This is a genomic window from Reinekea marina (assembly GCF_030409715.1).
GTDB lineage: Bacteria > Pseudomonadota > Gammaproteobacteria > Pseudomonadales > Natronospirillaceae > Reinekea > Reinekea marina.
In genome coordinates, this window is the sequence record NZ_JAUFQI010000001.1 from 1,446,689 (window position 1) to 1,467,751 (window position 21,063).

Below are 21,063 nucleotides of genomic sequence, written 5' to 3' on the forward strand. Positions count from 1 at the left end.
ATGACCAGTGGAGTTGTTTTTAATTGTTACTCGCTGCTATTTAGGTGCTATCACGGCAGCCTTGTTCTGCAAATTCGAGCTCAATGGTGGTGTGTTCGAAGTCATAATCTGAAATACATTGCTGAATTGAGTCTTTTAACCTTTGCTGCCGTTCGGTACCAATACTGGCATTAATGACGACATGCGCAGAGAGCACATTGCGTGCACCATCTAAGGACCAAATATGAAGGTGGTGCACATCCTCAATATTGGGCAGAGCTTTTAATGCTTCTTTAAGAGCTCGATAGTCATCGGCACTGGGTGTGGCTTGTAGGAAAACCCGGATCGTTTTGTAGAGCGTTTTCGTGACATTCAGTAAAATAAACAGCGTGAAGCCAATCGATAAAATCGGATCAAGAATAGGCCAGTCGAAAAAGTAGAGAATAATCGCAACCACCAATACGGCGACCCAACCCAGAACATCTTCAAGCAGGTGTAAATTGAGCATACGGTCCGCTAGCGTTTTGCCACCACTGAGTTTGTAAGCGGCAAAGCCATTGACCAGTGTGCCTAAAATTGCCAAGCCGATCATGCCTTCTACTACAGGCATTTCTGGGTTGAGCAGTCTGGGGATACTTTCAGTGAGTATCCATATAGACCCAACAATAAGAATAATGCCATTGATGATTGAGCCGAGTAAGGTAAAGCGCCTATAACCAAAAGAGTACACCTCATTTTGAGGCTTTTTGCTGACTTTATTTAATATCCAGGTTAACCCAATTGCGAGGCTGTCACCTAAGTCATGAATGGCGTCAGCCATAATAGCGGTACTGTTGGTGAGGTAGCCGCCGATAAATTCAATCAGGGTAAAACCAAAGTTTAAAAAAAATGCCCAAGCAATAGCCGACCCAGAATCGGGCACAGGATGATGGTGATCGTGGTGATGGCCGTTAGGGTGATCATGCATTTTAACACCTAGTATTTTTAAGATTTAAGGAAGTCTGAAGCTTTGAGCTACAAGAAGGTCAAGGTTTTTTCATGCAAATTTGAGCTTATCAATAGAGATTTTACAGTGCTACTATAGTCAGCTTTCTATTGTCCTCCCAATAAGGCACTCCTTTGGCGACCGAACAAAAAAAATCAATTCGTAACTTGTTGCAAGATAAAAATATTCGTTATGTCTTTGTGGCTTATTTTGTCACGTTTATGGGCACAGCCATGGCGCCGATTGCCATGGCATTTGGCGTTCTGGAACTCACCGGCTCTACAAAAGATTCGGCCATTGTGATCGCCGCGCCCGTTATCGCTAGTATTGCGGTGTTGTTGCTTGGTGGAGTGATAGCCGATAGATCCTCTCGACAAAAAGTGATCATCAGTGCCGACAGCGCCGCGCTACTTATTCAGTTAGCAATGGCTTATTTGTTTTTGTCCGAACAAGCCACAGTGCCATTATTAACGGGATTAATGTTGCTAAACGGCATTGCCATTGCTTTTAATGCGCCTGCCGCTTCCGGTTTTATTATTCAACTAGTGGATAAAGAAGATCTTCAATCGATCAATGCCCTGTTGGGTACCGCTCGTAATTTAGCGCTTATTCTCGGTGCCGCTTTGGGTGGAGTCTTAGTTTCTGTCGTGGGTGCGGGTTGGACGATCTTTTTAGATGCATTGTCGTTTGGTGTCTCGGCGCTGTTGGTATATTTGGTTAAACCGAAGCAACAAATTAAGAGCGAATCAGAGTCTATTTTGCTCGATCTCAAGTTAGGGTGGGGCGAATTTATCGCGCATAAGTGGGTATGGGTCATTGTGGTACAGTTTGCGTTTGTGGTTGCTGCCAATGAAGCCATCATTGGTTTAATCGGACCTGCGGTAGCACTTGATCAATTAAAGGGCGCTGAAGACTGGGGGTTGGTTGTCAGTGCGATTGGTGTCGGCACCTTAATAGGAGGGTTAATTGGATTTCGATTAAATGTGCGTTATCCCATGCGATTTGCAACATTTTGTGTGCTTGTTCCTGGCTTGCTGCCGATTGCGTTGGCGTTCCCTTTACCGCTTTACGGCCTAATGTTGATTGCGGTGCTTGAGGGCATTGGCTGGCAGTTGTTTGGTGTGTTATGGATGACCACGTTGCAAACCAAAATCAAACCGCATTTGCTCTCTAGGGTGTGTGCTTATGATTATATTGGATCCGTATGTTTAGCACCTATCGGTATTATTCTTGCGGGTATTTTTTATGAATCGATGGGGTTTCGTTGGGTGTTACTTGCCGCGGCGTTAGTCATTATTTTGCCAACTGTTTTTGCGCTCTTTGTGAAAGAGGTTTGGTTTATGCAGCTAGATGAACCTGTCATTGACTAAGCAAATACGCCTTGCAAGAACCATTGGCCGTCATCACGCCGATAAATCCAATGAGTTTGATGATTCAACGTTGCAACATAGTAATCTCGACGGGTGGGAGCGGCATCCCACCAACCGCCTTCAATGCGTTCAGGACCACTGATAATATGGTAGCGGTCGATGCGTATGGGTTTGGCTTGAGGCAGCAAAAAAGTGGGCCACTGTTTAGGGAATAAGCTGTGCTGCTGTTGGCGCGAGTCTATGACGTAAGTGGACACCTCTGGTCTAGGGTCGGCTTCAACCGCCAGAGTATGTACATTCTCTGTACCCAGTCGAGCGATCAAAATAGACTGCATCAAATCAGCATCGGCTTGCCCCGGGCGGTTGCCCAGCAAATCTTTTGGTGCATCTTTAAAAGGTAAAAAATCTTTAGCGCGTAACGACACGGATACTACTGGGGCGACCAGTTGGGTGTGATCGAGTTGTGTTTGTAAGAGCAGTAACCAATCGGCTTGTAAGTAACTGCCGCGTACCGAAGGTACAGCCAATACACTGGCACGGCCATCGCGATGCGTCAGCTTAATCAGTATTTTTTCACACAACAACTGGCGGTTTCGTAAGTAGGTTTCCAGTTGTTCTAAGCACCGCCGCAGAGGAAAAAGTAAGCCTTTTGCCTGTTCGGCTTCATAGGTTAAATGTATGGTCTGTAGAAAGCTCGCCGGTAATTGAAATTGAGTCGAAGGTTGATTACTTCGCTCTAACTGGTACAGGTGCTCTACTAAATCTAATCCAAATCGATACCCCAGTTCCTTACGTGGCATTTGCTTAAGCTTGCCGTACTCTCTAATGCCCATCGCCAATAGTTTTTGCACGGTTTTGTGGGGGAGCCCGAGCTGTTCTACCGAGAGTTGATGTAAAGCCTGGACAAAGGTTTCGGTGTTTTCTGTGTAACAGGCGATGCCCGCTTGTGCTAACAGCTGAGCCGCTTTTGGGGTATGACCCATGCTCATTTGAAAACGAAAGTGACTTTGTTGCAATCTTTGTTGCAGATGTTGCCAGTAAGCTTCGATGCCATTAAAAATAGAGAGCATAGAACCGACTTCAAGCAGCAGGCCGTCGGGCGGTACTAAGGTAATTTGTGCTGCGTGGCGATAACAAAGCAGTGCCAGCTTGTTTAGCGCATCGGCTTCAATGGCGGCATCATAATTGGCCATCGCACAATCGGTCAGTAGGCAGAATGCGGTCTTCTTATTCATGCCTACCTGTACACCTTGTTCCCGAGCCATGTCATTACATTGCACAATCGTTTGCAGTGCTGGCGCCAATAACAGTTGAGGCAGAGCGCGTGGGTCGGCTAAGAACTGAGCCTCTAACGCCAGTTGCGGGAAGTGAATATGCAACCACAGCACTTTTAATGTACACCAAGGTGCAAGGGGAGGTTAATGGCGAGGTTGGCAAGTGGCCAACCGGCACGGCGTTTGACAATATCGATCGAGGAGGCGGAGTTAAGTTTAATGCGCAAGGCCGCCACACTGGGTTGGCTTAAACACTTTTCAGGTCTCAATAGAAACACAGGTGTTGCCGATTGCTCGGCCGCTAACTGGATACGGCGCATTAAGGCTTTATCGAGTTTCTCCACCCAAACAACGGCTGCTTGGCATCCTCCACTTTGTAAGCTCTTTTCGACACAGTGGCATAAATCGGCGGCACGAGAAGCATTAGCTAACAGCAAACGCTGAGTATTCAGCTGCCAATGTTGTAATGCAGGCCCGCAGGGTAAATAGGGCGCGTTTAACCAGAGCTGCCAACGGGTATCTGCATGGCTAAGCTGGGCCAAAGCGGGTAATAATAAACGCAGCTCACCCATGCCTTGCTTTGGGTATAGTACTTCGGTGACTGCAGACACAGGCCAGCCTTGCCCAGGCAGCTCATTATTGAGCTCTGCATAGCCTGTATTTAGGCCTTGAACGACTGTTTTACTACGGTTGCGATGCGTCCAAATATGGCCCTGTTCAGCCAATAGCGAGATTAGATTCATAGTACAAACGGCAATTTACTGTATGGATATACAGTATAGTTGATTCGTTTGTTTTTGCTAGCGAGAAACTCTCATTGGTTAAAAAACTTGCAATTTAATTTAATAAATATACAGTTGTATATTATTTGCAGTGAGAATCAAGAATGTCAACTCAACTTCCCGTTTACAGTACTCGCGAAGAGCAGGCCAACACCATAACGCATGCCATTGGCTTGTTATGCGCTATTTGCGCGTCTGTTTGGATGATGCTTCAAGCATTGTCTGTACGAGAAGTTATGTATGTAGCCAGTGCCACCATATACGGCGCAACCCTTATTTTTATGTTTTTATCGTCAACGCTTTACCATGCGGCTCAACAGCCTAGTAGAAGGGCGTTATTTAGACAGCTAGACCACCTAGCGATTTTGTACCTCATAGCAGGTAGCTATACTCCATATACTTTAATCACCTTATCCGGTGCATGGGGTTGGACTATTTTTGGAATTGTCTGGGGGCTAACGCTGGTTGGAACCGTGTTGCAATTTACCTCGGCGCGGCACATCAAAGGCCTAATGGTAGGGTTATATTTGTTAATGGGCTGGACCGTTATCATTGCCATAAAACCGCTCATGGCAAATTTAGCCACAGGAGGCTTGGTGCTGTTAGTGGCTGGTGGCGTAGCCTACACCTTAGGCGTTGTTTTTTACGTTAACAAACGTATTCCATACAACCATGCTATATGGCATTTATTTGTATTGGCCGGAGCTATGGGTCATTACTTAAGCGTCGCGCTTTACGTGTTATAAATGTAGTAATGCAGAATATCTTTCCAAGAAAGAATGCCTTCGATCATGTACTCCGCATCGACCACGGGCAAGCAACTGATATTGTTTTCGAGCAGTAAAATAGAGGCGGTTTGAATCGGGGTTTCTGAATCGACGGTGATGACTTTTTTCGTCATCACGTCGGCCGCGGTAACCACTTGCGGTATTCTGAGCTTATTTTTACGCAGCTGATTGGTAATGTTACCCATAATATCCCGATCAGAAATTACACCGATCAGTAGTCCATTATCTTCAACCAATAAATGATGAAACGCCTCACGCTCAAAAATCTGCTGCATCGACATAAAGGTGCTGTCGGCACCAACGGTAATTACATCCCGGGTCATTATCTGGCTAACGTGCATAAATAAGGCATCCTAAAAAAATAGTTAAAGGGTTATGGTAATGCTTTGGCCTTTACGAGCAAAAGTGCAAGCTTTTAGCTCTTTATCAGTGACCAATGGTGCATGGTTTATTGAGACATAACAATTTGGGTAGCAGCGCTGAGTCGCTTGAACGAAAGGGGGCTGTTCGCTGTAACGGGCCTGTTCAGCATTCGCTAAACGTTGCTTAATATCGGTGAGCATAAAATTAAGATCGGCCAACGCTTCAGTAATTTTCAAAGATTTTTTATGTGCAGAAGAGTTAAGCAACGCTACCTGATCGGGCGGCAACGCATCGAGCAGTTGATGTAAACGAAGCAACTGCTCTGTTCGTTTTTCTTGTAAGAACAGTAATTTTTTAACATTCTGTTGCGGGTCGCTTTGCACAATGTGAAGGGTCGTCTTTTGATACGCAGGGCTACCGATCTCTTTGGCAATTATGCAATGGCCTGCCTGTATGTTACCACCGGCTAATTGACCATGTCCTCCACTTTGACCAATGTAGAGACCTTGTTGAACGTTGACAAGGCTATTAAACACATACTCTTTAGCGTGAATATTATTAGCCGTTAATTTTACCTCGCTGGCGTATTTTAGTGTTAATTCACCCACGGCGGTAACAATACCTGCGTAGTCACTATTTGATTCTTTTTCGTCAGCTTTACTCGTAGCGTCTTCCTGTTTTGGGTTGGCATCGTGAGGGCTCTCTCCTATAACCCCTCCTTGCACGGTGATGTTAGCCCCGGATTTTAATACCGCTCGTTCAACCGTGCCTCTAACAAAAATGTCGCCACTGGCCTCTACGTGTAAGCCAGGTAATACATCGCCGGTAATCTCAACAGACCCATTAAAGGAAACGTGCCCAGTTGATAAGTCAACATTTTCAAACCGAAGCGTGGGCTCTACATTGACTTTACCTGGGGAATAAACGGGGTGACCGTCTATATCGGCTATCACCATATTGGGGTTATCAGGAGCAATGCTTGCGCCTTCAAAAGGCGTGTCAAAAGGTAAATCAACGCCATGTTCAGGCTGTACTATGTTGCCGAAAATATCTTGACCGACTTTTCCAGGCAGCGCCGCTATTCTCTCAAGCAACGGTGTTCCTTTAAGCACAGTTGAATAAATGCGACCCGCTAAAAAATCGATAGCATCGTCACTGTTAGGATCGGTCAGTTCACAAGAGGCATCAGACACTCGCTCTATAAATTGAGTATCCTGTCCACGCTGAGGTGCCAACCCAAGCGCAACATCGAATTCAGTGCTTTCCAAAGCCGAGACGGCTTGCTTTAACGCAGGTAAGATAATTCTTTTTTTAGCCACACCTTGTTGGGTTAAGGCCGTGAACAATTGTTCGGAAGAGGCTGGCTCACCACCCATAGCCGGTGTCATGTGTGCAGTGGCTTTCATTTTGTCAGGGGAAATGGTGATGCTAAAAGAAGCGTCACGTCGATAACCAATGTCAACGCTATCCAACGCACCTTGCTGAATATTGGCAAGAAATTTATCTATGAGCGGAAGCTGAATGTCCCAATGAGCCACTCCTAAGCGTTTAAGCGCGTCGAGTACGTGTTCGGTTGTAATAGTAGAAGGCGCAGGGTGTTCACTCGCGAGCTTAATGGATATAAGGCCGGTGTTTTGGTCAATATTAAAATTGAGCGCAGTAATGGCGCTGTTTGTTTGCGAAGAGTCGAGTGACGACATGCTCAGTTAGGCTCTAATGAGTTACACACTCTAAAGTAAAGCAGTAAAAATTCAGTTAGCCAATGTCGGAGTGAAGCGCCTAAAGGGGCGCTTTAAATAGTAGATTCTTGGCTAACTCATCACTTCATCAAACAGCCAAAGGTTGACAACTTCCCCCGCATTGACTGAGCCTCTATCTTGTTCAAGCGCAATGTAGCAATTTGCATCGGCCATCGAAGATAAAATATGTGATCCTTGGGCAACGGTCGCTGTTTTCACTTCAACTCCTTCTTCACCGACAGACCAAATACCCCGTTGAAAATCCATACGGCCAGGCGCTTTTTTAAAGCTATTGGCGGCAATAGCCGGTAGAACCTTCATAGGCTTATAGCCAATGTTTTGATGCTGCCTAATAGCTTGCGCACCTAAAATATGGAAGGTCACAGCGGCTGAGACTGGGTTGCCTGGCAAGCCAATAAAATAGCTATTTGGCAGCTGACCAAAGGCAAAGGGCTTACCTGGTTTAATAGCAAGCTTCCAAAAATCAACACGACCCATTTGCTCTAACACGTCTTTAATGTAGTCCGCTTCGCCTACACTGACGCCGCCAGAGGTAATGACAAAATCACACTCGGCATCGGCAATGGCAAAGGCTTGCTTTATTTGCTCAAGGTCGTCCTCTATCATGCCGTAGTCAATAATGTCGACGTCTAGGTGCGACAACATGGCTTTAATAGACGGGCCGTTTGAGTTGTATATTTCGCCAAATTTAAGCGGTTGCCCAGGGTTTTTTAGTTCGCTGCCGGTTGAAATAATTCCGACTTTAGTTTTGGTAAATACTGAGACGCGATCAACGCCTGCGCTGGCCATTAAGGCAATGTGTGGTGGCTTCAAATGGGTCAACGGCGCAACGATGATTTGGTCATGCTCAATATCTTCACCAATGCAGCGAATGTTTTGACCTGCGCTGGGCGCTTGCGAAAACTGTACGGAACCATCGTGATTAACCGTGGCATTTTCTTGCATAATGACAGCATCAGCACCTTGTGGAACGGCCGCCCCGGTCATAATTCGAATTGCTTTAGTCGGCTCAAACTCGCTTTTAAATGGCAGCCCAGCAAATGATTTTCCTTGCACCTCCATCGGTTGATTTAGACGGAAATGTTGGCTCGATACGGCATAGCCATCCATTGCAGAATTATCAAAACTCGGTGCATTGCAATGAGAGCGAACTTCCGTTGCGCAGACTCGGTGTAGAGACGATTGTAGATCGACAAATTCGGTATGTTGATTGGCGCTCACCAATTCTAGGAGTAGAGACAGTCCCTCATCTAATGGCATTAAGCCTGGTTGATCACAACAGCCCATAGGTATCCTTAAATATTTTCGGTATGTTCCAGTGCAAAAATAGCGGCTTCTACACGGGATCTTAAATTGAGTTTTGCCAGCAAGCGCTTTACGTGTACTTTAACAGTCCCCTCGGCAATCGCAAGACGATTGCCGATGTCCTTATTAGTTAACCCTTCTGCAATTAGGTGCAAAACATCGAGCTCTCGATCGGTCAATTCAGATATAACAGGGTGCCGACCTTCCGGCGCTTTACTTTGGTTTGCTTGTAATACAGACGCTTTAATGGAATCACTAAAGACAGGTTCACCCGTCATGCAACGCTTTACTGAAGCAACAAGTAAATCAGGCTCAATGTCTTTTAGTAGATAGCCATCCGCACCAGCGCGAATGGCTTGATGAATATCATTGTTCGAGTTGGATGATGAAAAAACAACAATACGCGCAACACAACCGCTCGATTTTAACTGGCGCAATAGCGCTATGCCACCTTGACCAGGCATGTGCAAATTCAATAACACAATATCTGGTTCAGTTTCTTCCATTTTTGCAATCGCAAAAGAAGCATCGCCAATATTAGCCACAATAGTGATGGCTGTATCTTGGGCGAACACATCCATTAAGCCTCGTCGCACAATCGGATGGTCATCAATGATGGCTAGTTTAATCATGGTTACCTTTGTGCCCTTTATGGGCTAATTGTCTCTGTACTCTAATGTATTACGGATAATAGCTACTAACAAAGTGGTAATTCATGCTTTCTTGACACGGGACAAGAAAGGTACCTCATAGGAGGTACGAGGATTATTTCATACTCTTCTAAGATAGCCCTATCGAAAAGCGACACTATTTTCTTTAGGAGCCATAACTATGTCGGATCTTGTTAAACAAAAGCAAAAAGAGCGCAATGCTTTTCTATTCATCACCGTCATTTTGTTTCCTTTATTGACGGTCGCCATTGTCGGCGGCTATGGGTTCATCATCTGGATGTCCCAACTGTTATTTGGTTCACACACCTTTTAATGGCGATGAATGAACGAGTGACCAGCCGGCGCAATTTATTGCGTGGTCAATGTTCAACGTCCTTGGTGGAAAAAGCATTAAGACCCCCTGGAGCCATAGATGAAGCGCTGTTCCTCGAAGCTTGTACACGGTGTGGCGATTGTATTAAGGCTTGCCCAGAGCAAGTGATTGCAAAAGGGGATGGAGGCTTCCCCAGTTTAGACTTTCGCTTGCGTGGCTGTATCGGCTGCCAAGCCTGTTTAGAGTCGTGTCCAACCGTGGCTTTATCAGTAAACGAGCAAAGTATGCCTGCAGGCATCGCAAGAATAGATGAAAGTTGTTTGGCGCAAAAAGGAGTGACCTGTCAAAGCTGCAAAGACAGCTGCGAACCCGAAGCCATTCTTTTTAGCTGGGAAAACAAAACCCCGGTGCCTCGCATTGTGGTTGATCAGTGTACCGGGTGCGGCGAATGCGTATCGGTTTGTCCAAGCAACAGTATTTCAGTAGACCCAAATTAATTGAAAGGAAAGCGCCATGAAAAACGCCGTCACAATACAAAGCTGGAATGATGAAGAGCACATTGTCAGCGTCATCATTCATGCTCGTCCAGAGCGGCTCACGACGATTAACCTAGCCATGGAAGCCATTCCTGGCGTAGAGCGAGTTGCAAATGACGGTCTGGGAAAAGAAGTGATTTTAATCAGCGCGTCCAGTGCAAAAAAAGTCATGCAGCGTATTGAACAAATTCAAGAGTTAGAGGGTGTGCTCAGTGCATCGATGGTGGCGCATCATACTGAGACAGCGGAATCACTCGAAGAAGAAATAGAATTGTCATCATTGGTCAGGCAGCACAGCGAGCAAGCTAATGAATCACAAATAACGTCATCGCAAGCTTAAAGCAGGAGATAACATGAAGTTAACAAGAAGAGATGTAGTGAAAGCGCAAGCCGCTGCGGCGGCGGCATCTGTGGCTGGCATTTCACTGCCCACCCAAGCAAGCAACATGATTACCAGCAGCGCAGACAATAAAATTCATTGGGATAAAGCGCCTTGTCGTTTTTGCGGCACAGGTTGCACCGTTTCTGTTGGTACCAAGAACGGCAAGGTGGTTGCAACTCATGGCGATCAACTGGCCGAAGTTAATCGTGGCCTAAACTGCATCAAAGGCTATTTTTTAGCAAAAATCATGTACGGCAAAGACCGCTTAACGCAGCCATTGTTACGCAAAAAAAATGGTACGTACGATAAAAACGGTGAATTCACCCCGGTGTCTTGGGATGAAGCCTTCGACATTATGGCCGAAAAATGGAAAAAAACGCTGAAAGAAAAAGGACCAGAAGCCATTGGCATGTTCGGCTCGGGTCAATGGACCGTATGGGAAGGCTATGCGGCCTCAAAGTTAATGAAGGCGGGCTTCCGTTCTAACAATATTGACCCTAACGCGCGTCACTGTATGGCGTCGGCCGTTGCGGGCTTTATGCGTACCTTTGGTATTGACGAGCCTATGGGCTGCTACGATGATTTAGAGCATGCCGATGCGTTCGTACTTTGGGGCTCAAACATGGCCGAAATGCACCCCATTTTATGGACTCGCCTCACAGATCGACGTTTATCGCACCCGCATGTCAAAGTGGCGGTAATGTCTACCTTTAAACATCGCAGTTTTGATTTAGCCGACATCCCGATGGTGTTTAAACCACAAACTGACTTGATCATTGCCAATGCCATTGCGAATTACATTATTCAAAACAATAAAATTAACAAAGACTTCGTAGCGAAGCACGTTAACTTTAGAAAAGGCAACGATGATATTGGTTATGGCTTACGCCCGGAGCATCCATTAGAGCAGAAAGCTAAAAACAACGATAACGCAGGCGGCTCAGTAGGCATCGACTTCAACGCTTACGCTGAGTTTTTAAAGCCGTACACCATTTCTTATGCAGCGAAAGAATCCGGTGTGTCTGAGTCGGCTTTGATAGAGCTGGCAGAGCTGTATGCAAATCCAGATGTGAAGGTTATGTCTTTATGGACCATGGGTGTAAACCAGCACACACGTGGTGTATGGATGAACAACATGATCTACAACTTGCATTTACTCACCGGAAAAATTTCAGAACCTGGCAACAGTCCGTTTTCATTAACGGGTCAACCGAGTGCCTGCGGTACGGCTCGTGAAGTAGGTACATTTGCACACCGTCTGCCAGCTGACTTGGTGGTGACAAATCCAAAACACAGAGCTTTTGCTGAAGAAATTTGGCGTTTACCCGAGGGTACTGTACCGGCCAAAGTCGGTGCACATGCAGCGCTACAAAACCGAAAATTAAAAGACGGTGAAATAAACTGTTACTGGGTGCAGGTGAATAACAACATGCAAGCGGCGGCAAACATGATGGAAGAAACCTACCCGGGTTACCGCAACCCTGATAATTTTATTGTCACCTCAGATGCATACCCAACAGTAACCTGTGAAGCCTCCGATTTAATTTTACCAACCGCAATGTGGGTAGAAAAAGAAGGCGCTTACGGCAATGCCGAACGTCGCACTCAGTTTTGGCACCAGCTAACCAACGCGCCAGGTGAAGCGAAATCTGATTTATGGCAGTTGATGGAGTTTTCTAAACGATTCCAAACAGACGAAGTTTGGCCGGCTGAATTATTGGACGCGAATCCAGAATACAAAGGTAAGTCGTTGTTTGACGTTTTGTATCGAAACGGCAATGTGGATCGCTATGGCATGGACGAAGTTTATTCCGATTACGCAAACGATGAAGCAGAAGCCTTTGGCTTTTATGTACAAAAAGGTTTGTTTGAGGAGTATGCCCAGTTTGGTCGTGACCATGGCCACGATTTAGCCCCCTTTGATCGCTATCATGAAGAGCGAGGCTTGCGTTGGCCGGTGGTGAACGGTAAAGAAACGCTTTGGCGTTACCGTGAAGGGTATGACCCTTATGTCGAGCCTGGTCGTGGTGTGCATTTTTACGGAAAGCCCGATGGTCGAGCGATTATTTTTGCACTGCCGTATGAAGCACCGCCAGAAAGCCCAGATGATGAATTCGATCTATGGCTTTCAACGGGCCGCGTTTTAGAACATTGGCATTCAGGGTCGATGACACAACGGGTACCTGAATTGTATAAAGCCGTTCCCGATGCCTTATGTTATATGCATCCAGATGATGCCCAAGCCAGAGGCATGCGACGCGGGGATGAAGTCAAGGTTGTTTCCCGACGCGGCGAAATTAGAACACGGGTCGAGACACGTGGGCGGAATAAGCCGCCTCAAGGGCTAGTGTATGTGCCTTGGTTTGATGCAAGCCAACTTATTAACAAATGCACATTAGACGCGACCGACCCGATCTCTAAACAGACCGACTACAAAAAATGCGCCGTAAAAGTGACTAAAGCTTAAGGAGAATAAAATGAAGATATTAGCAACCTTAGTGTCACTGGTTTTGTTTGCAAGCCTCGCTGTGGCCGACAATGAAGTCTCTACTCTACGAGGACCAGCCGAGTTGTTAGACAACAATGATGCACCTCGAATGGCAAAAGAACAAAACGACGACTTACGTAGAACGCGTGATTATCCAATGGCGCCACCCACCGTGCCTCATAAAATTAATGGTTACCAGATCGACTTAAACGTGAATAAGTGTTTGTCGTGTCATAACCGCCAACGCGTAGCCGACTCGCAAGCGCCCATGATTTCGGTCACGCATTTTATGAACCGAGATGGAAACTTTTTGGCTGATGTATCTCCAAATAGATATTTTTGTACTCAGTGCCATGCATCGCAACTCGATGTAAAACCGCTGTTAGACAATGAGTTTATCAGTATGGATGAAATTATTCGTCAATCTGGTGAGAACCACTAAGGAGCGGTTATGTGGCAAAAACTTAAAGTATTCATAATTGGCTTTTGGCAGGTATTAGCAAAGCCTTCAGTGCATTACTCTCTTGGTTTTTTAACCTTGGCCGGGTTCATCGCGGGGGTGATTTTCTGGGGAGGTTTTAACACAGCCTTAGAATATGCCAACACCGAAGAGTTTTGCATTAGCTGTCATGAAATGGCCGATAATCCATACGCTGAGTTAAAAGAAACCATTCATTTCTCGAATCGCTCGGGCGTTAGAGCCATGTGCTCAGATTGCCATGTTCCGCATGAGTGGACTTATAAAATAGCTCGTAAAATGCAAGCGTCTAAAGAGGTGTGGGGCAAGATTTTTGGCACCATCAATACGCGTGAAAAGTTCTTAGATAAACGACGTGAGTTGGCAGAACACGAATGGGCTAGATTCAAAGCAAACGATTCACTGGAGTGCCGTAATTGCCATGAATTTGATGCAATGGATTTTACCGCCCAAAGCCCAAGAGCCTCTGATCAGCATAGTACAGCGCTAGCCACAGGTGAAAAAACCTGTATTGATTGCCACAAAGGCATCGCGCATCAACTACCAGATATGACGGGTGTTCCGGGCTGGGAGTAATCTAAACGTTTGTTAGAGAGTTGTTAATAACCCAAGTTCTGATTGGCTCAGGCTTGGGTTTTTTATGGCCTGTGATAAAGTGCGGCTCATATTATTAATTGGCAGCATAAAATGAAAAAATTATTACTACTTGTTGGCGGCTCTGCAGGGTTAGGTGAGGCGCTTTATAGCCACTATAAAAATTTGGACTATGACATAGTTGAGTTCAGTCGTAGCGGTCAGCAACCGGAACATGTTTTCTTAGATATGTCTCGTAAAGAGACGGCCATAGATACCATCGACCTACAGTTTGCTCAGCTTGCTAAACAGCCTTGGCAGGAAATTGTATTGATCATCAACGCGGCGCAAATCGGGCCAATTGGCGAGCTTGCGATGAGTGAACCCAAGCAGTGGTGGCAAAATATAGAAGTCAATTTAACATTGCCCATTTCTATAATGGGCCGCTTTCAAACGCATTTTCAAGCCGTTGAAGCACCCAAAAATATTGCCTTTGTCTCCTCGGGTGCGGCTACGTCCGTCATTGAAGGCTGGAGTTTGTACAGCGCTACTAAAGCTGGTGTTGAGCATTTTATTCGCGTGGTCGCGCAAGAGCAGAGCTCGAAATCGAATCCGATAACACCGGTTATTTTGAACCCCGGTATTATGGATACTCAAATGCAAGCCACTATTCGCAGCTCGAGCGAAGCACAATTTTCAAACGTAGATTGGTTTAAGCAAGCCCATGAAACGGGGCAATTGGCTAGCCCAGCCACGGTTGCCGGCAATATAGCTGCAGTGTTATCTGGCAAGCTCGAAGCCGGGCAAGTTTATGATGTTTCTGGCTAAAGAAACGTTTAAAAACCAACGAACCCAGCTACAATAGCGCCACTTAACATTGACCATTGATTGATGCCCTCAGGAGCAAATATGCCCATAAAACATGCGGTTGTACACGGACTAACCATTAACGAAAGCCATGTTGATATTCACTTAAACGATCAAGAGCTGGCGTTAAACGAGTCTGTCGAAGATTTAGTCTATCGAATTAAGTCTTCATTTTACGGCCGTAGCAGTAAGCAGTATGGACAGTTTGATGAGACGGGTCGTGCCATTAGCCAAGCCATTCGTAACGTTAGTGACGGTAAGACACCTTTTGTAGAGGCGAGCCATCAAATTATGGAGTCGTTTGCGAGCCTGATCAAAGATGAGTCATTATCTACTCAAGGGTATTGGCTGGTGGTTCAGGAAGCATTGGAGCAGGGTGAGTTTTTTTGGTTATGTCAGTTTAAAAGCAAAGATGAGCTCAGCGTTACCGATAGCTTAGGCATCGATGGCAACAGCGTGATTGATTTTAGTAAGCTCGGCTTTGCTGCACAGATCAATTTATCGGATATGGCCGATGACAGTGTTGAAAAATACATTACCGTCAGCTTTGGGTTTGGTGATCGCGCACTTCAAGCCGGGTTATGCAATTATATTGGTTTTACAGAAACGGTAAGCCCAACACAAGACACGAAGGTGTTTATGGACGTTGTGAAAGCCTTCAGTGATACCATGCCAAAAGAGAAGGGCGCGGCGTATCAGAAGAAGGCGGCAGAGTTTTGTGTCGAGCAATCTAAAGCCGGTGAAACGGTGGCCTATCAGGCGATCTCAGATGAACTGGTGAATGACACCCAAAGCACAGCCGCTGATTCGTTATCGAGCTTTATACTTGAGAAAAAGCCCGACATTAAAGAGCACTTTATACCTGATCAAAAAAGCTTGAAAAAATTCATACGCTTTAGCGGTAAAAGCAAGGAAGTGTCGATCAGTTTCAACAATGATACGCTCGGCAACGCCATTGAGTTTGATGCCGAAAAAGAGCATTTGGTGATTAAACAATTACCTGCAACCTTGCTTAAACAATTAAAAGCGCTAAATGAAGCCGGAGATTTTTAAGCTTCGTCTACGGCTTGGTCGTAAAACCAACGATTCTTGATTTTTCGAAAAGAGGAGTGCTCATGCAAGCAGCGCTCCTTATCTCCGTCTTCAAAATAAGCTTTAAACTCAACAAAGCCTATCTTCAACCCTTGCTTTGCAGAAATAACCTCAAGACGAATCCATTTGGTGGTTAAAAGCTCGTTTCGGCTTAACTCAGGGCGGTGCTCTTTAAGCCAAGTCTTCATCACATAGTCAGCATTACCTACAACATAAGCGCTATATCGAGAGCGCATTAAAGCTTCTACAGTTTTTGGCAGCATTCCCTGGTGGTGATAGCGATCACAGCACATCGAATACAGCTCTCCACTTCCGCAAGGGCAATGATTAGTGGACATGAGACTTTTGCACTCTATGTTGTTGAATAATAATGCTCAGGGCATTGGCTAGGGCTGGCGTAATGTTAGGCGCACCCAAAAGAGACATAACAATACCTTGCAGGCCGGGCAAAATAGCCAAATGGTGAATGATTTTTTGAAAGCCATCTTGATCAGTTGATTGAGCTAATTGATCCAACACCGGCACCGAAAACTGTACATCGGTCATCCAATGAGGGTAACGGGTGATAATCGCTAACAGCAGTTCGAGTTGATTCGCGAAAAACTTCAAGCCTTGATCAATTAATGGGCGAACCATCTTGTTGGCTTTAGCTTGTGAGACCCCTCTAATGGCGGCGATCATCTCGGAAGTTTGGGTGTAAATAGAAGAGCGACTCAAAACAGCCTCAACAAGTTGAGTGCTCGGTGTTGTGTGCTCCATCTGATTCATTAAGGCTATAAATGGTTCGCTGTCCAAGTGTGGGATTTGCTTTATTAAGGCCTGCTCTTGGGCAGAATCAAGGCGCACGAGTAAATCGGAAATACCCTGTAACCCCAGAGCCTGCCATTGCAGTGGGCTGTTTGCATCGGTGTAAAACTCAAGGGCAGGCGCATAAAATTGGCTAGATTTGCTTGCCAGCAATTTACTGGCCTGCGCATGTAAAGCCGCTTTCTTTTCTTCGTTGGGTGAAAATTGGTACGGGTGATCGGTTAATAATCGCTGTCGCTCTTTTTCATCTTGTGTTTGTACAGACCGATACAGACGGTTTACCAAATCGCTGTGTACTCCTGGGCTGAGTTGACCTTGTTCATCAAGTGGTAACTTGAGAAACCAAAAACTATTTTGGTCTTTATTTTCTGGGTTCCACAGTAATATAACTAGCCAAGCAAAATTTAGGTGTGGAGTAGAGTAGGGCTTACCCGCGTCTAAATCAGCGAGAGTGCTTTTCGGTAGCTTTTTGAGCTGCACACTTAAATCGAAGCAGGAAAATTTTGCGCCAGTGAGTTCAAGGAAACCCGCTAAACTAGGCTCAGTCATGGAACGACCTTCTCATAGAATAAAAACAGGTATTTTACGCTACTCACTGTGATCACACCAAGTTTAAGGTACTATTTTCCCCTAAGAATTTGGTGTTGTAAGGTAAAAAAAAGTGACGGCAGAGGTTAAATCAATCTTATGTGAGCTGCAGGATGAATTGATGCGGCTAAATCAGTGGCAAACGCTTGCCCCAGAACCAGAAAGGCTGGCCAGTGAATTACCATTTTGCATGGACACGCTCACTCTGTATGAATGGTTGCAGTGGATATACATCGCACGGCTAAATGCGTTGGTAGATGCTCATTTGCCGCTTCCGAAGGGTGCTCATGTGCAGCCTTATGCTGAAGAAGCACTGAAAGCCGATGGTGTGAGCAGCCCAAGGTTAGTGGATCTGATTGGTCAGCTCGATAAAAAAATGGCATAAAAAAGCCCGCTGTCGCGGGCTTCTTGGTGAGAAATTGCAATTACTTAGCAAAGTTCTCTGCTGCAAACTCCCAGTTCGCTAACGCCCAGAATGCTTCTAGGTATTTAGGACGTAGATTGCGGAAATCAATGTAGTAAGCGTGTTCCCACAAATCAACCGTAATTAAAGGCGTTTGGTCACCAGTGATAGGCGTGCCGGCATTGCTGGTGTTGACGATATCTAAAGAACCGTCAGCGTTTTTCACTAACCAAGTCCAGCTAGAACCGAAATTGTTAACAGCCTTGTCATTAAACGCGGCTTGGAAGTCAGCAAAGCTGCCCCATTTAGCGTTAATGGCATCAGCTAATGCACCTGTTGGTTCGCTGCCACCGTTAGGGCTTAGGCTGTTCCAGTAAAAAGTGTGGTTCCAAATCTGAGCTGCATTGTTGAATACGCCACCAGAAGACGATTTAATGATGTCTTCTAAGCTTTTGCCTTCAAACTCTGTGCCCGGAATAAGACCATTTAACTTAGTTACGTAGGTTGCATGGTGTTTGCCGTGGTGAAACTCAAGTGTTTCAGCTGAAATGTGCGGTGCTAATGCGTCAATCGCATAAGGTAGTTCTGGCAATTCAAAAGCCATCGGTGCTCTCCCTTGTTATAGGTTGTATTTGTTGCTCACCCTAATATTAGGGCGGATGCGTTTAATTTCAAGCCAAGTATAAGATAACTGTATGGGTTATACACCCCGAGAAAGTGTGACTTGCGGAGATTAAGGGTAAATTTTTCGCTTTTGTGTACAAATCCCACCAAAAAAAATTTTCTATCAGCGTTGGACACGAATGAGTTCTCAGCTACAGTTATAAAACTAAATATGGTTACCGTGCACATGATTTATTATTCAAATAATGCAGTAAAGGCAGGTTATCTTTTCAGTTTGATGGCCAAGTTAATGTGTGTTTCGCTATTTTTAATGGTAGCGAGCGCCAATGTTTCCGCTCAAAGTAGAGTAGAATTAATCAATAATTTCAAATGGCTTGGCTTGTACGAAGACACAAGTGGCGAAATGACGGCTCTAGAGGTTGCTCAAAAATCCGCCAGCTTTGAACCCGTAGAAGGTTGGCTAAGCTATGGCGAAACAAAAAGCCATTTGTGGTTGTCAGTTGACTTTACAGAGGCTAATAGCGATGCCGAGAATATTTGGTTAGAGCTAGGGAACCCTGTCACAGACTACATCAACCTTTATCAAGTTAACCGAGATTCTTCCGGCGAAATCAATATTCAGTTAATACAAGAAACGGGGGATGCAAGATTATTTGAAAGTCGCGGTATTTCCATTCGGAATTTCTTACTACCGCTTGAAAACCGCCCTAATCAAACCTATTTGGTTGAAATTTATGGGAAGTCTCCGCTAGCGGTTCCAATTGAGATCGGTGAGCTTAGCAGCTTACTTGAGGCCATTTTATTTGAAGTAACCTTCGTATATCTGTTGTTTGGCATCATGATTGCGATGACGCTGTACAATGGTTTTTTGTATTTAGGCACGCGCATCAGCTCTTACGGCTGGTACACCCTTTATTTAGCCAGCATTTTTATGTTTTTAGTGTTTTCAAGTGGCACGGGCTATAAATACCTTTGGTATAACTCGGCCACCTTACAAAACAACTTAGGTTACTTATTTATAGGGCTATTTCTATTTGGTGCTTTTGCATTTACGCGAAACTTCCTCAATATTAGCGAGATATTGCCGAAGTTTGACCGCTTCTTTCGTTGGTTTGCGTATTCGCCATTGCTTATTGTGATCGCTGTCGCACTGGCACCAGCGCTGGCCTTGAAGTTAAGTACCTTTTATATGTTGGCTTTAACATTAATGGTGCCGACACTATCTATTATTGCTGTAATCAAAGGAAGTTCAGGTTCTTGGTTGTTCTTACTGAGTTGGATATTTATGGTCGTTGGTATGTTGACCTATAATTTAGCCATAGCAGGTGCACTGCCTTTGAATTTCATTTCGCTTCATGCCGGAGAAATAGGGGTCACATTAGAGTCCATTTTACTTTCTTTCGCATTGGCTTATCGAATTCGAATGAATGAACAAAAAGCGAGCGAGCAAGAAGCTGAATCGTTCCGTCGAATTGAAGCGGCCTTAGACCTGGCGGCTCGGAATGAGGCTGCGAAAGACTCTTTCCTTCGCTCTAGTAGCCATCAACTTAAAACGCCTATTCATGCACTTTTGAGTTACATTCAATTATTGAAAGAAGATTTAGAAGACAGTAAAGATAATAGTGTCACGACACACGTAATAGGTGCTGATAAATCGGCAACTGAACTGTTTTATCAAATCGATAACTTATTGACTTACTCACAGATTGTCGCTGGCGACTTAAGACCCATTTATCAAAAAACAAATGTGCGTAATGAAATCAATCGTTTGATGCGAGCGTGGAGCGAGCACCTTACCAGTACCGAAAAGCGAGTTGAATGTGCTGTAGCTTCCGAAGTGCCTCAATACTTAGATTTAGATTGGTTCCATATTCGTAAAATTATTCGGATAGCTTTAGAAAATGCCTTTAATACAACCGAAGCAGGAACCGTCAGAGTCAAGATAGATGTAGCTGGTAATGAAGCATCACCCACCTTACGTTGCTCAATTGAAGATCAGGGCAGTGGCGTACCTGAAGACATTTTAGCTTGGTTCGTTCAAGAAGACAGTGGTGATAAATGGACCGAGGAATCCTCTGGGTTATTTATTTGTAAAAATCTTGTGCGCGTTGTACACGGTCAAATAACGCTGGCGAATAAAGCTGACGGTGGCGCCATATTTACGTTAGAAGCACCGGTAAGGATGTTAGATAATCAAAGCGCGCAAGGTGAGGTTAATTTAGCCGAAAAATCGGTAATGGTAGTAGATGATGTCGAAGTGAATCAACGCATACTTATGGGAATGTTAAAGAAAATTGGCGTTAACTCCTATAGCGTGGGTTCAGGTGAGGAGGCCTTGCAGCGTCTGGCTCTTGAGCCGGTGGATCTTATTTTAATGGATTGTTTGATGCCCGGATTAAGTGGTCAGGAAACGGCGCAAGTTATCCGAGCTCGTCAAGATGAACTGGCCAATACATGCATCATAGCCGTCAGTGCAAACGACAGTGACCTCGATCGGCAAAGTTGTTTTGATGCCGGCATGCAGGATTTCATTTCCAAACCTGTACGCAAAGATCATTTAGAGCAAAAATTGAAAGAGTGGTTAGTCTGAGGGCATCAACAGTTGCCCTTCAGAGCATAAGCTCTGATAATAGTA

At 45.2% G+C, this 21,063-nt stretch carries 23 protein-coding genes; 13 read left to right on the forward strand and 10 right to left on the reverse strand.

Annotation, left to right across the window (positions count from 1 at the left end):
- Nucleotides 1-40: 40 nt before the first annotated feature.
- Nucleotides 41-946, reverse strand: coding sequence for a cation diffusion facilitator family transporter (locus QWZ13_RS07600; protein ID WP_290281216.1), 906 nt, complete (start codon nt 944-946; stop codon nt 41-43).
- Between the two features lie 152 nt (nt 947-1,098).
- Between QWZ13_RS07600 and QWZ13_RS07605 the strand changes: the two genes are divergently transcribed.
- On the forward strand, nt 1,099-2,334 hold the full coding sequence (locus QWZ13_RS07605; protein ID WP_290281217.1) for an MFS transporter: 1,236 nt from the start codon (nt 1,099-1,101) through the stop codon (nt 2,332-2,334).
- Here QWZ13_RS07605 and QWZ13_RS07610 read toward each other — a convergent pair.
- Nucleotides 2,331-3,713 carry a Y-family DNA polymerase gene (locus QWZ13_RS07610; protein ID WP_290281218.1) on the reverse strand — a complete coding sequence of 461 codons (1,383 nt, stop codon included), beginning with the start codon at nt 3,711-3,713 and terminating at the stop codon, nt 2,331-2,333. The two genes, QWZ13_RS07605 and QWZ13_RS07610, sit on opposite strands and share 4 nt — an antisense overlap.
- 11 nt (nt 3,714-3,724) lie before the next feature.
- Entirely contained in the window at nt 3,725-4,351 is a 627-nt protein-coding gene (gene imuA, locus QWZ13_RS07615; RefSeq protein WP_290281219.1) for a translesion DNA synthesis-associated protein ImuA, read from the reverse strand.
- 39 nt (nt 4,352-4,390) lie between these two features.
- On the opposite strand from imuA, the gene QWZ13_RS07620 reads away from it, so the two are divergent.
- Together QWZ13_RS07620 and trhA are read left to right on the forward strand one after the other, a co-directional pair.
- Nucleotides 4,391-4,549 carry a hypothetical protein gene (locus QWZ13_RS07620; protein ID WP_290281220.1) on the forward strand — a complete coding sequence of 53 codons (159 nt, stop codon included), beginning with the start codon at nt 4,391-4,393 and terminating at the stop codon, nt 4,547-4,549.
- Nucleotides 4,495-5,136 carry a PAQR family membrane homeostasis protein TrhA gene (gene trhA / locus QWZ13_RS07625; protein WP_215998957.1) on the forward strand — a complete coding sequence of 214 codons (642 nt, stop codon included), beginning with the start codon at nt 4,495-4,497 and terminating at the stop codon, nt 5,134-5,136. Before QWZ13_RS07620 ends, trhA begins: the two co-directional genes overlap by 55 nt.
- Here trhA and QWZ13_RS07630 read toward each other — a convergent pair.
- The 4 genes from QWZ13_RS07630 to QWZ13_RS07645 all read right to left on the reverse strand — a co-directional run bounded on the left by QWZ13_RS07630 (nt 5,124) and on the right by QWZ13_RS07645 (nt 9,238).
- The gene (locus QWZ13_RS07630) at nt 5,124-5,519 is read right to left on the reverse strand and encodes a CBS domain-containing protein (protein WP_290281221.1); all 396 of its coding nucleotides are present in this window, start codon (nt 5,517-5,519) and stop codon (nt 5,124-5,126) included. The two genes, trhA and QWZ13_RS07630, sit on opposite strands and share 13 nt — an antisense overlap.
- 24 nt (nt 5,520-5,543) lie before the next feature.
- Nucleotides 5,544-7,241: a flagellar assembly protein A gene (locus QWZ13_RS07635; protein WP_290281222.1), complete on the reverse strand. Its 1,698-nt coding sequence runs from the start codon at nt 7,239-7,241 to the stop codon at nt 5,544-5,546.
- 111 nt (nt 7,242-7,352) lie between these two features.
- Nucleotides 7,353-8,588: a molybdopterin molybdotransferase MoeA gene (moeA, locus tag QWZ13_RS07640; RefSeq protein ID WP_290281223.1), complete on the reverse strand. Its 1,236-nt coding sequence runs from the start codon at nt 8,586-8,588 to the stop codon at nt 7,353-7,355.
- A gap of 8 nt (nt 8,589-8,596) precedes the next feature.
- A complete protein-coding gene (locus QWZ13_RS07645; RefSeq protein ID WP_290281224.1) occupies nt 8,597-9,238 on the reverse strand; it encodes a response regulator in 642 nt (213 codons plus the stop codon).
- 199 nt (nt 9,239-9,437) lie between these two features.
- On the opposite strand from QWZ13_RS07645, the gene QWZ13_RS07650 reads away from it, so the two are divergent.
- From QWZ13_RS07650 to QWZ13_RS07685, 8 genes are all read left to right on the forward strand, one after another.
- Nucleotides 9,438-9,590 (forward strand): periplasmic nitrate reductase, NapE protein, encoded by a 153-nt coding sequence (locus QWZ13_RS07650; RefSeq protein WP_290281225.1) that lies wholly within the window; start codon nt 9,438-9,440, stop codon nt 9,588-9,590.
- The gene (napF, locus tag QWZ13_RS07655) at nt 9,590-10,087 is read left to right on the forward strand and encodes a ferredoxin-type protein NapF (protein WP_290281226.1); all 498 of its coding nucleotides are present in this window, start codon (nt 9,590-9,592) and stop codon (nt 10,085-10,087) included. The genes QWZ13_RS07650 and napF overlap by 1 nt, the downstream gene beginning before the upstream one ends.
- Nucleotides 10,088-10,103: 16 nt before the next feature.
- Complete coding sequence (locus QWZ13_RS07660) at nt 10,104-10,466, forward strand: chaperone NapD (protein ID WP_290281228.1); 363 nt, start codon at nt 10,104-10,106, stop codon at nt 10,464-10,466.
- A gap of 13 nt (nt 10,467-10,479) precedes the next feature.
- A complete protein-coding gene (napA, locus tag QWZ13_RS07665) occupies nt 10,480-12,975 on the forward strand; it encodes a nitrate reductase catalytic subunit NapA (protein WP_290281229.1) in 2,496 nt (831 codons plus the stop codon).
- 10 nt (nt 12,976-12,985) lie between these two features.
- Nucleotides 12,986-13,438 (forward strand): nitrate reductase cytochrome c-type subunit, encoded by a 453-nt coding sequence (locus tag QWZ13_RS07670; RefSeq protein WP_215998966.1) that lies wholly within the window; start codon nt 12,986-12,988, stop codon nt 13,436-13,438.
- Between the two features lie 9 nt (nt 13,439-13,447).
- Nucleotides 13,448-14,050: a cytochrome c3 family protein gene (locus QWZ13_RS07675; RefSeq protein ID WP_215998967.1), complete on the forward strand. Its 603-nt coding sequence runs from the start codon at nt 13,448-13,450 to the stop codon at nt 14,048-14,050.
- Nucleotides 14,051-14,161: 111 nt separating this feature from the next.
- Nucleotides 14,162-14,875 carry an SDR family NAD(P)-dependent oxidoreductase gene (locus tag QWZ13_RS07680; RefSeq protein WP_290281231.1) on the forward strand — a complete coding sequence of 238 codons (714 nt, stop codon included), beginning with the start codon at nt 14,162-14,164 and terminating at the stop codon, nt 14,873-14,875.
- 81 nt (nt 14,876-14,956) lie between these two features.
- Nucleotides 14,957-15,967, forward strand: a complete 1,011-nt coding sequence (locus QWZ13_RS07685) for a nucleoid-associated protein (RefSeq protein ID WP_290281232.1) — start codon at nt 14,957-14,959, stop codon at nt 15,965-15,967.
- Here QWZ13_RS07685 and QWZ13_RS07690 read toward each other — a convergent pair.
- Together QWZ13_RS07690 and QWZ13_RS07695 are read right to left on the reverse strand one after the other, a co-directional pair.
- Nucleotides 15,964-16,344 (reverse strand): YchJ family protein, encoded by a 381-nt coding sequence (locus QWZ13_RS07690; protein ID WP_290281233.1) that lies wholly within the window; start codon nt 16,342-16,344, stop codon nt 15,964-15,966. The two genes, QWZ13_RS07685 and QWZ13_RS07690, sit on opposite strands and share 4 nt — an antisense overlap.
- The gene (locus QWZ13_RS07695) at nt 16,334-17,362 is read right to left on the reverse strand and encodes a DUF3549 family protein (protein WP_290281234.1); all 1,029 of its coding nucleotides are present in this window, start codon (nt 17,360-17,362) and stop codon (nt 16,334-16,336) included. Before QWZ13_RS07695 ends, QWZ13_RS07690 begins: the two co-directional genes overlap by 11 nt.
- A 112-nt stretch (nt 17,363-17,474) precedes the next feature.
- Between QWZ13_RS07695 and QWZ13_RS07700 the strand changes: the two genes are divergently transcribed.
- Complete coding sequence (locus QWZ13_RS07700; RefSeq protein ID WP_290281235.1) at nt 17,475-17,786, forward strand: YqcC family protein; 312 nt, start codon at nt 17,475-17,477, stop codon at nt 17,784-17,786.
- Nucleotides 17,787-17,826: 40 nt separating this feature from the next.
- Here the strand turns inward: QWZ13_RS07700 and sodB are convergent, their stop codons facing one another.
- Entirely contained in the window at nt 17,827-18,408 is a 582-nt protein-coding gene (sodB, locus tag QWZ13_RS07705) for a superoxide dismutase [Fe] (protein ID WP_290281236.1), read from the reverse strand.
- Between the two features lie 231 nt (nt 18,409-18,639).
- Here sodB and QWZ13_RS07710 point away from each other — a divergent pair, with 231 nt between their 5' ends.
- A complete protein-coding gene (locus QWZ13_RS07710) occupies nt 18,640-21,018 on the forward strand; it encodes a 7TM diverse intracellular signaling domain-containing protein (RefSeq protein ID WP_290281237.1) in 2,379 nt (792 codons plus the stop codon).
- Nucleotides 21,019-21,063: the final 45 nt, after the last annotated feature.

Coding starts and splice junctions, on each gene's coding strand:
- imuA (WP_290281219.1), bottom strand. CDS start 4,351: ATGAATCTAATCTCGCTATTGGCTGAACAGGGCCATATTTGGACGCAT.
- QWZ13_RS07660 (WP_290281228.1), top strand. CDS start 10,104: ATGAAAAACGCCGTCACAATACAAAGCTGGAATGATGAAGAGCACATT.
- QWZ13_RS07600 (WP_290281216.1), bottom strand. CDS start 946: ATGCATGATCACCCTAACGGCCATCACCACGATCACCATCATCCTGTG.
- napF (WP_290281226.1), top strand. CDS start 9,590: ATGGCGATGAATGAACGAGTGACCAGCCGGCGCAATTTATTGCGTGGT.
- QWZ13_RS07695 (WP_290281234.1), bottom strand. CDS start 17,362: ATGACTGAGCCTAGTTTAGCGGGTTTCCTTGAACTCACTGGCGCAAAA.
- QWZ13_RS07650 (WP_290281225.1), top strand. CDS start 9,438: ATGTCGGATCTTGTTAAACAAAAGCAAAAAGAGCGCAATGCTTTTCTA.
- QWZ13_RS07675 (WP_215998967.1), top strand. CDS start 13,448: ATGTGGCAAAAACTTAAAGTATTCATAATTGGCTTTTGGCAGGTATTA.
- QWZ13_RS07645 (WP_290281224.1), bottom strand. CDS start 9,238: ATGATTAAACTAGCCATCATTGATGACCATCCGATTGTGCGACGAGGC.
- QWZ13_RS07710 (WP_290281237.1), top strand. CDS start 18,640: ATGGTTACCGTGCACATGATTTATTATTCAAATAATGCAGTAAAGGCA.
- QWZ13_RS07635 (WP_290281222.1), bottom strand. CDS start 7,241: ATGTCGTCACTCGACTCTTCGCAAACAAACAGCGCCATTACTGCGCTC.
- moeA (WP_290281223.1), bottom strand. CDS start 8,588: ATGGGCTGTTGTGATCAACCAGGCTTAATGCCATTAGATGAGGGACTG.
- QWZ13_RS07680 (WP_290281231.1), top strand. CDS start 14,162: ATGAAAAAATTATTACTACTTGTTGGCGGCTCTGCAGGGTTAGGTGAG.
- trhA (WP_215998957.1), top strand. CDS start 4,495: ATGTCAACTCAACTTCCCGTTTACAGTACTCGCGAAGAGCAGGCCAAC.
- QWZ13_RS07690 (WP_290281233.1), bottom strand. CDS start 16,344: ATGTCCACTAATCATTGCCCTTGCGGAAGTGGAGAGCTGTATTCGATG.
- napA (WP_290281229.1), top strand. CDS start 10,480: ATGAAGTTAACAAGAAGAGATGTAGTGAAAGCGCAAGCCGCTGCGGCG.
- QWZ13_RS07670 (WP_215998966.1), top strand. CDS start 12,986: ATGAAGATATTAGCAACCTTAGTGTCACTGGTTTTGTTTGCAAGCCTC.
- QWZ13_RS07685 (WP_290281232.1), top strand. CDS start 14,957: ATGCCCATAAAACATGCGGTTGTACACGGACTAACCATTAACGAAAGC.
- sodB (WP_290281236.1), bottom strand. CDS start 18,408: ATGGCTTTTGAATTGCCAGAACTACCTTATGCGATTGACGCATTAGCA.
- QWZ13_RS07630 (WP_290281221.1), bottom strand. CDS start 5,519: ATGCACGTTAGCCAGATAATGACCCGGGATGTAATTACCGTTGGTGCC.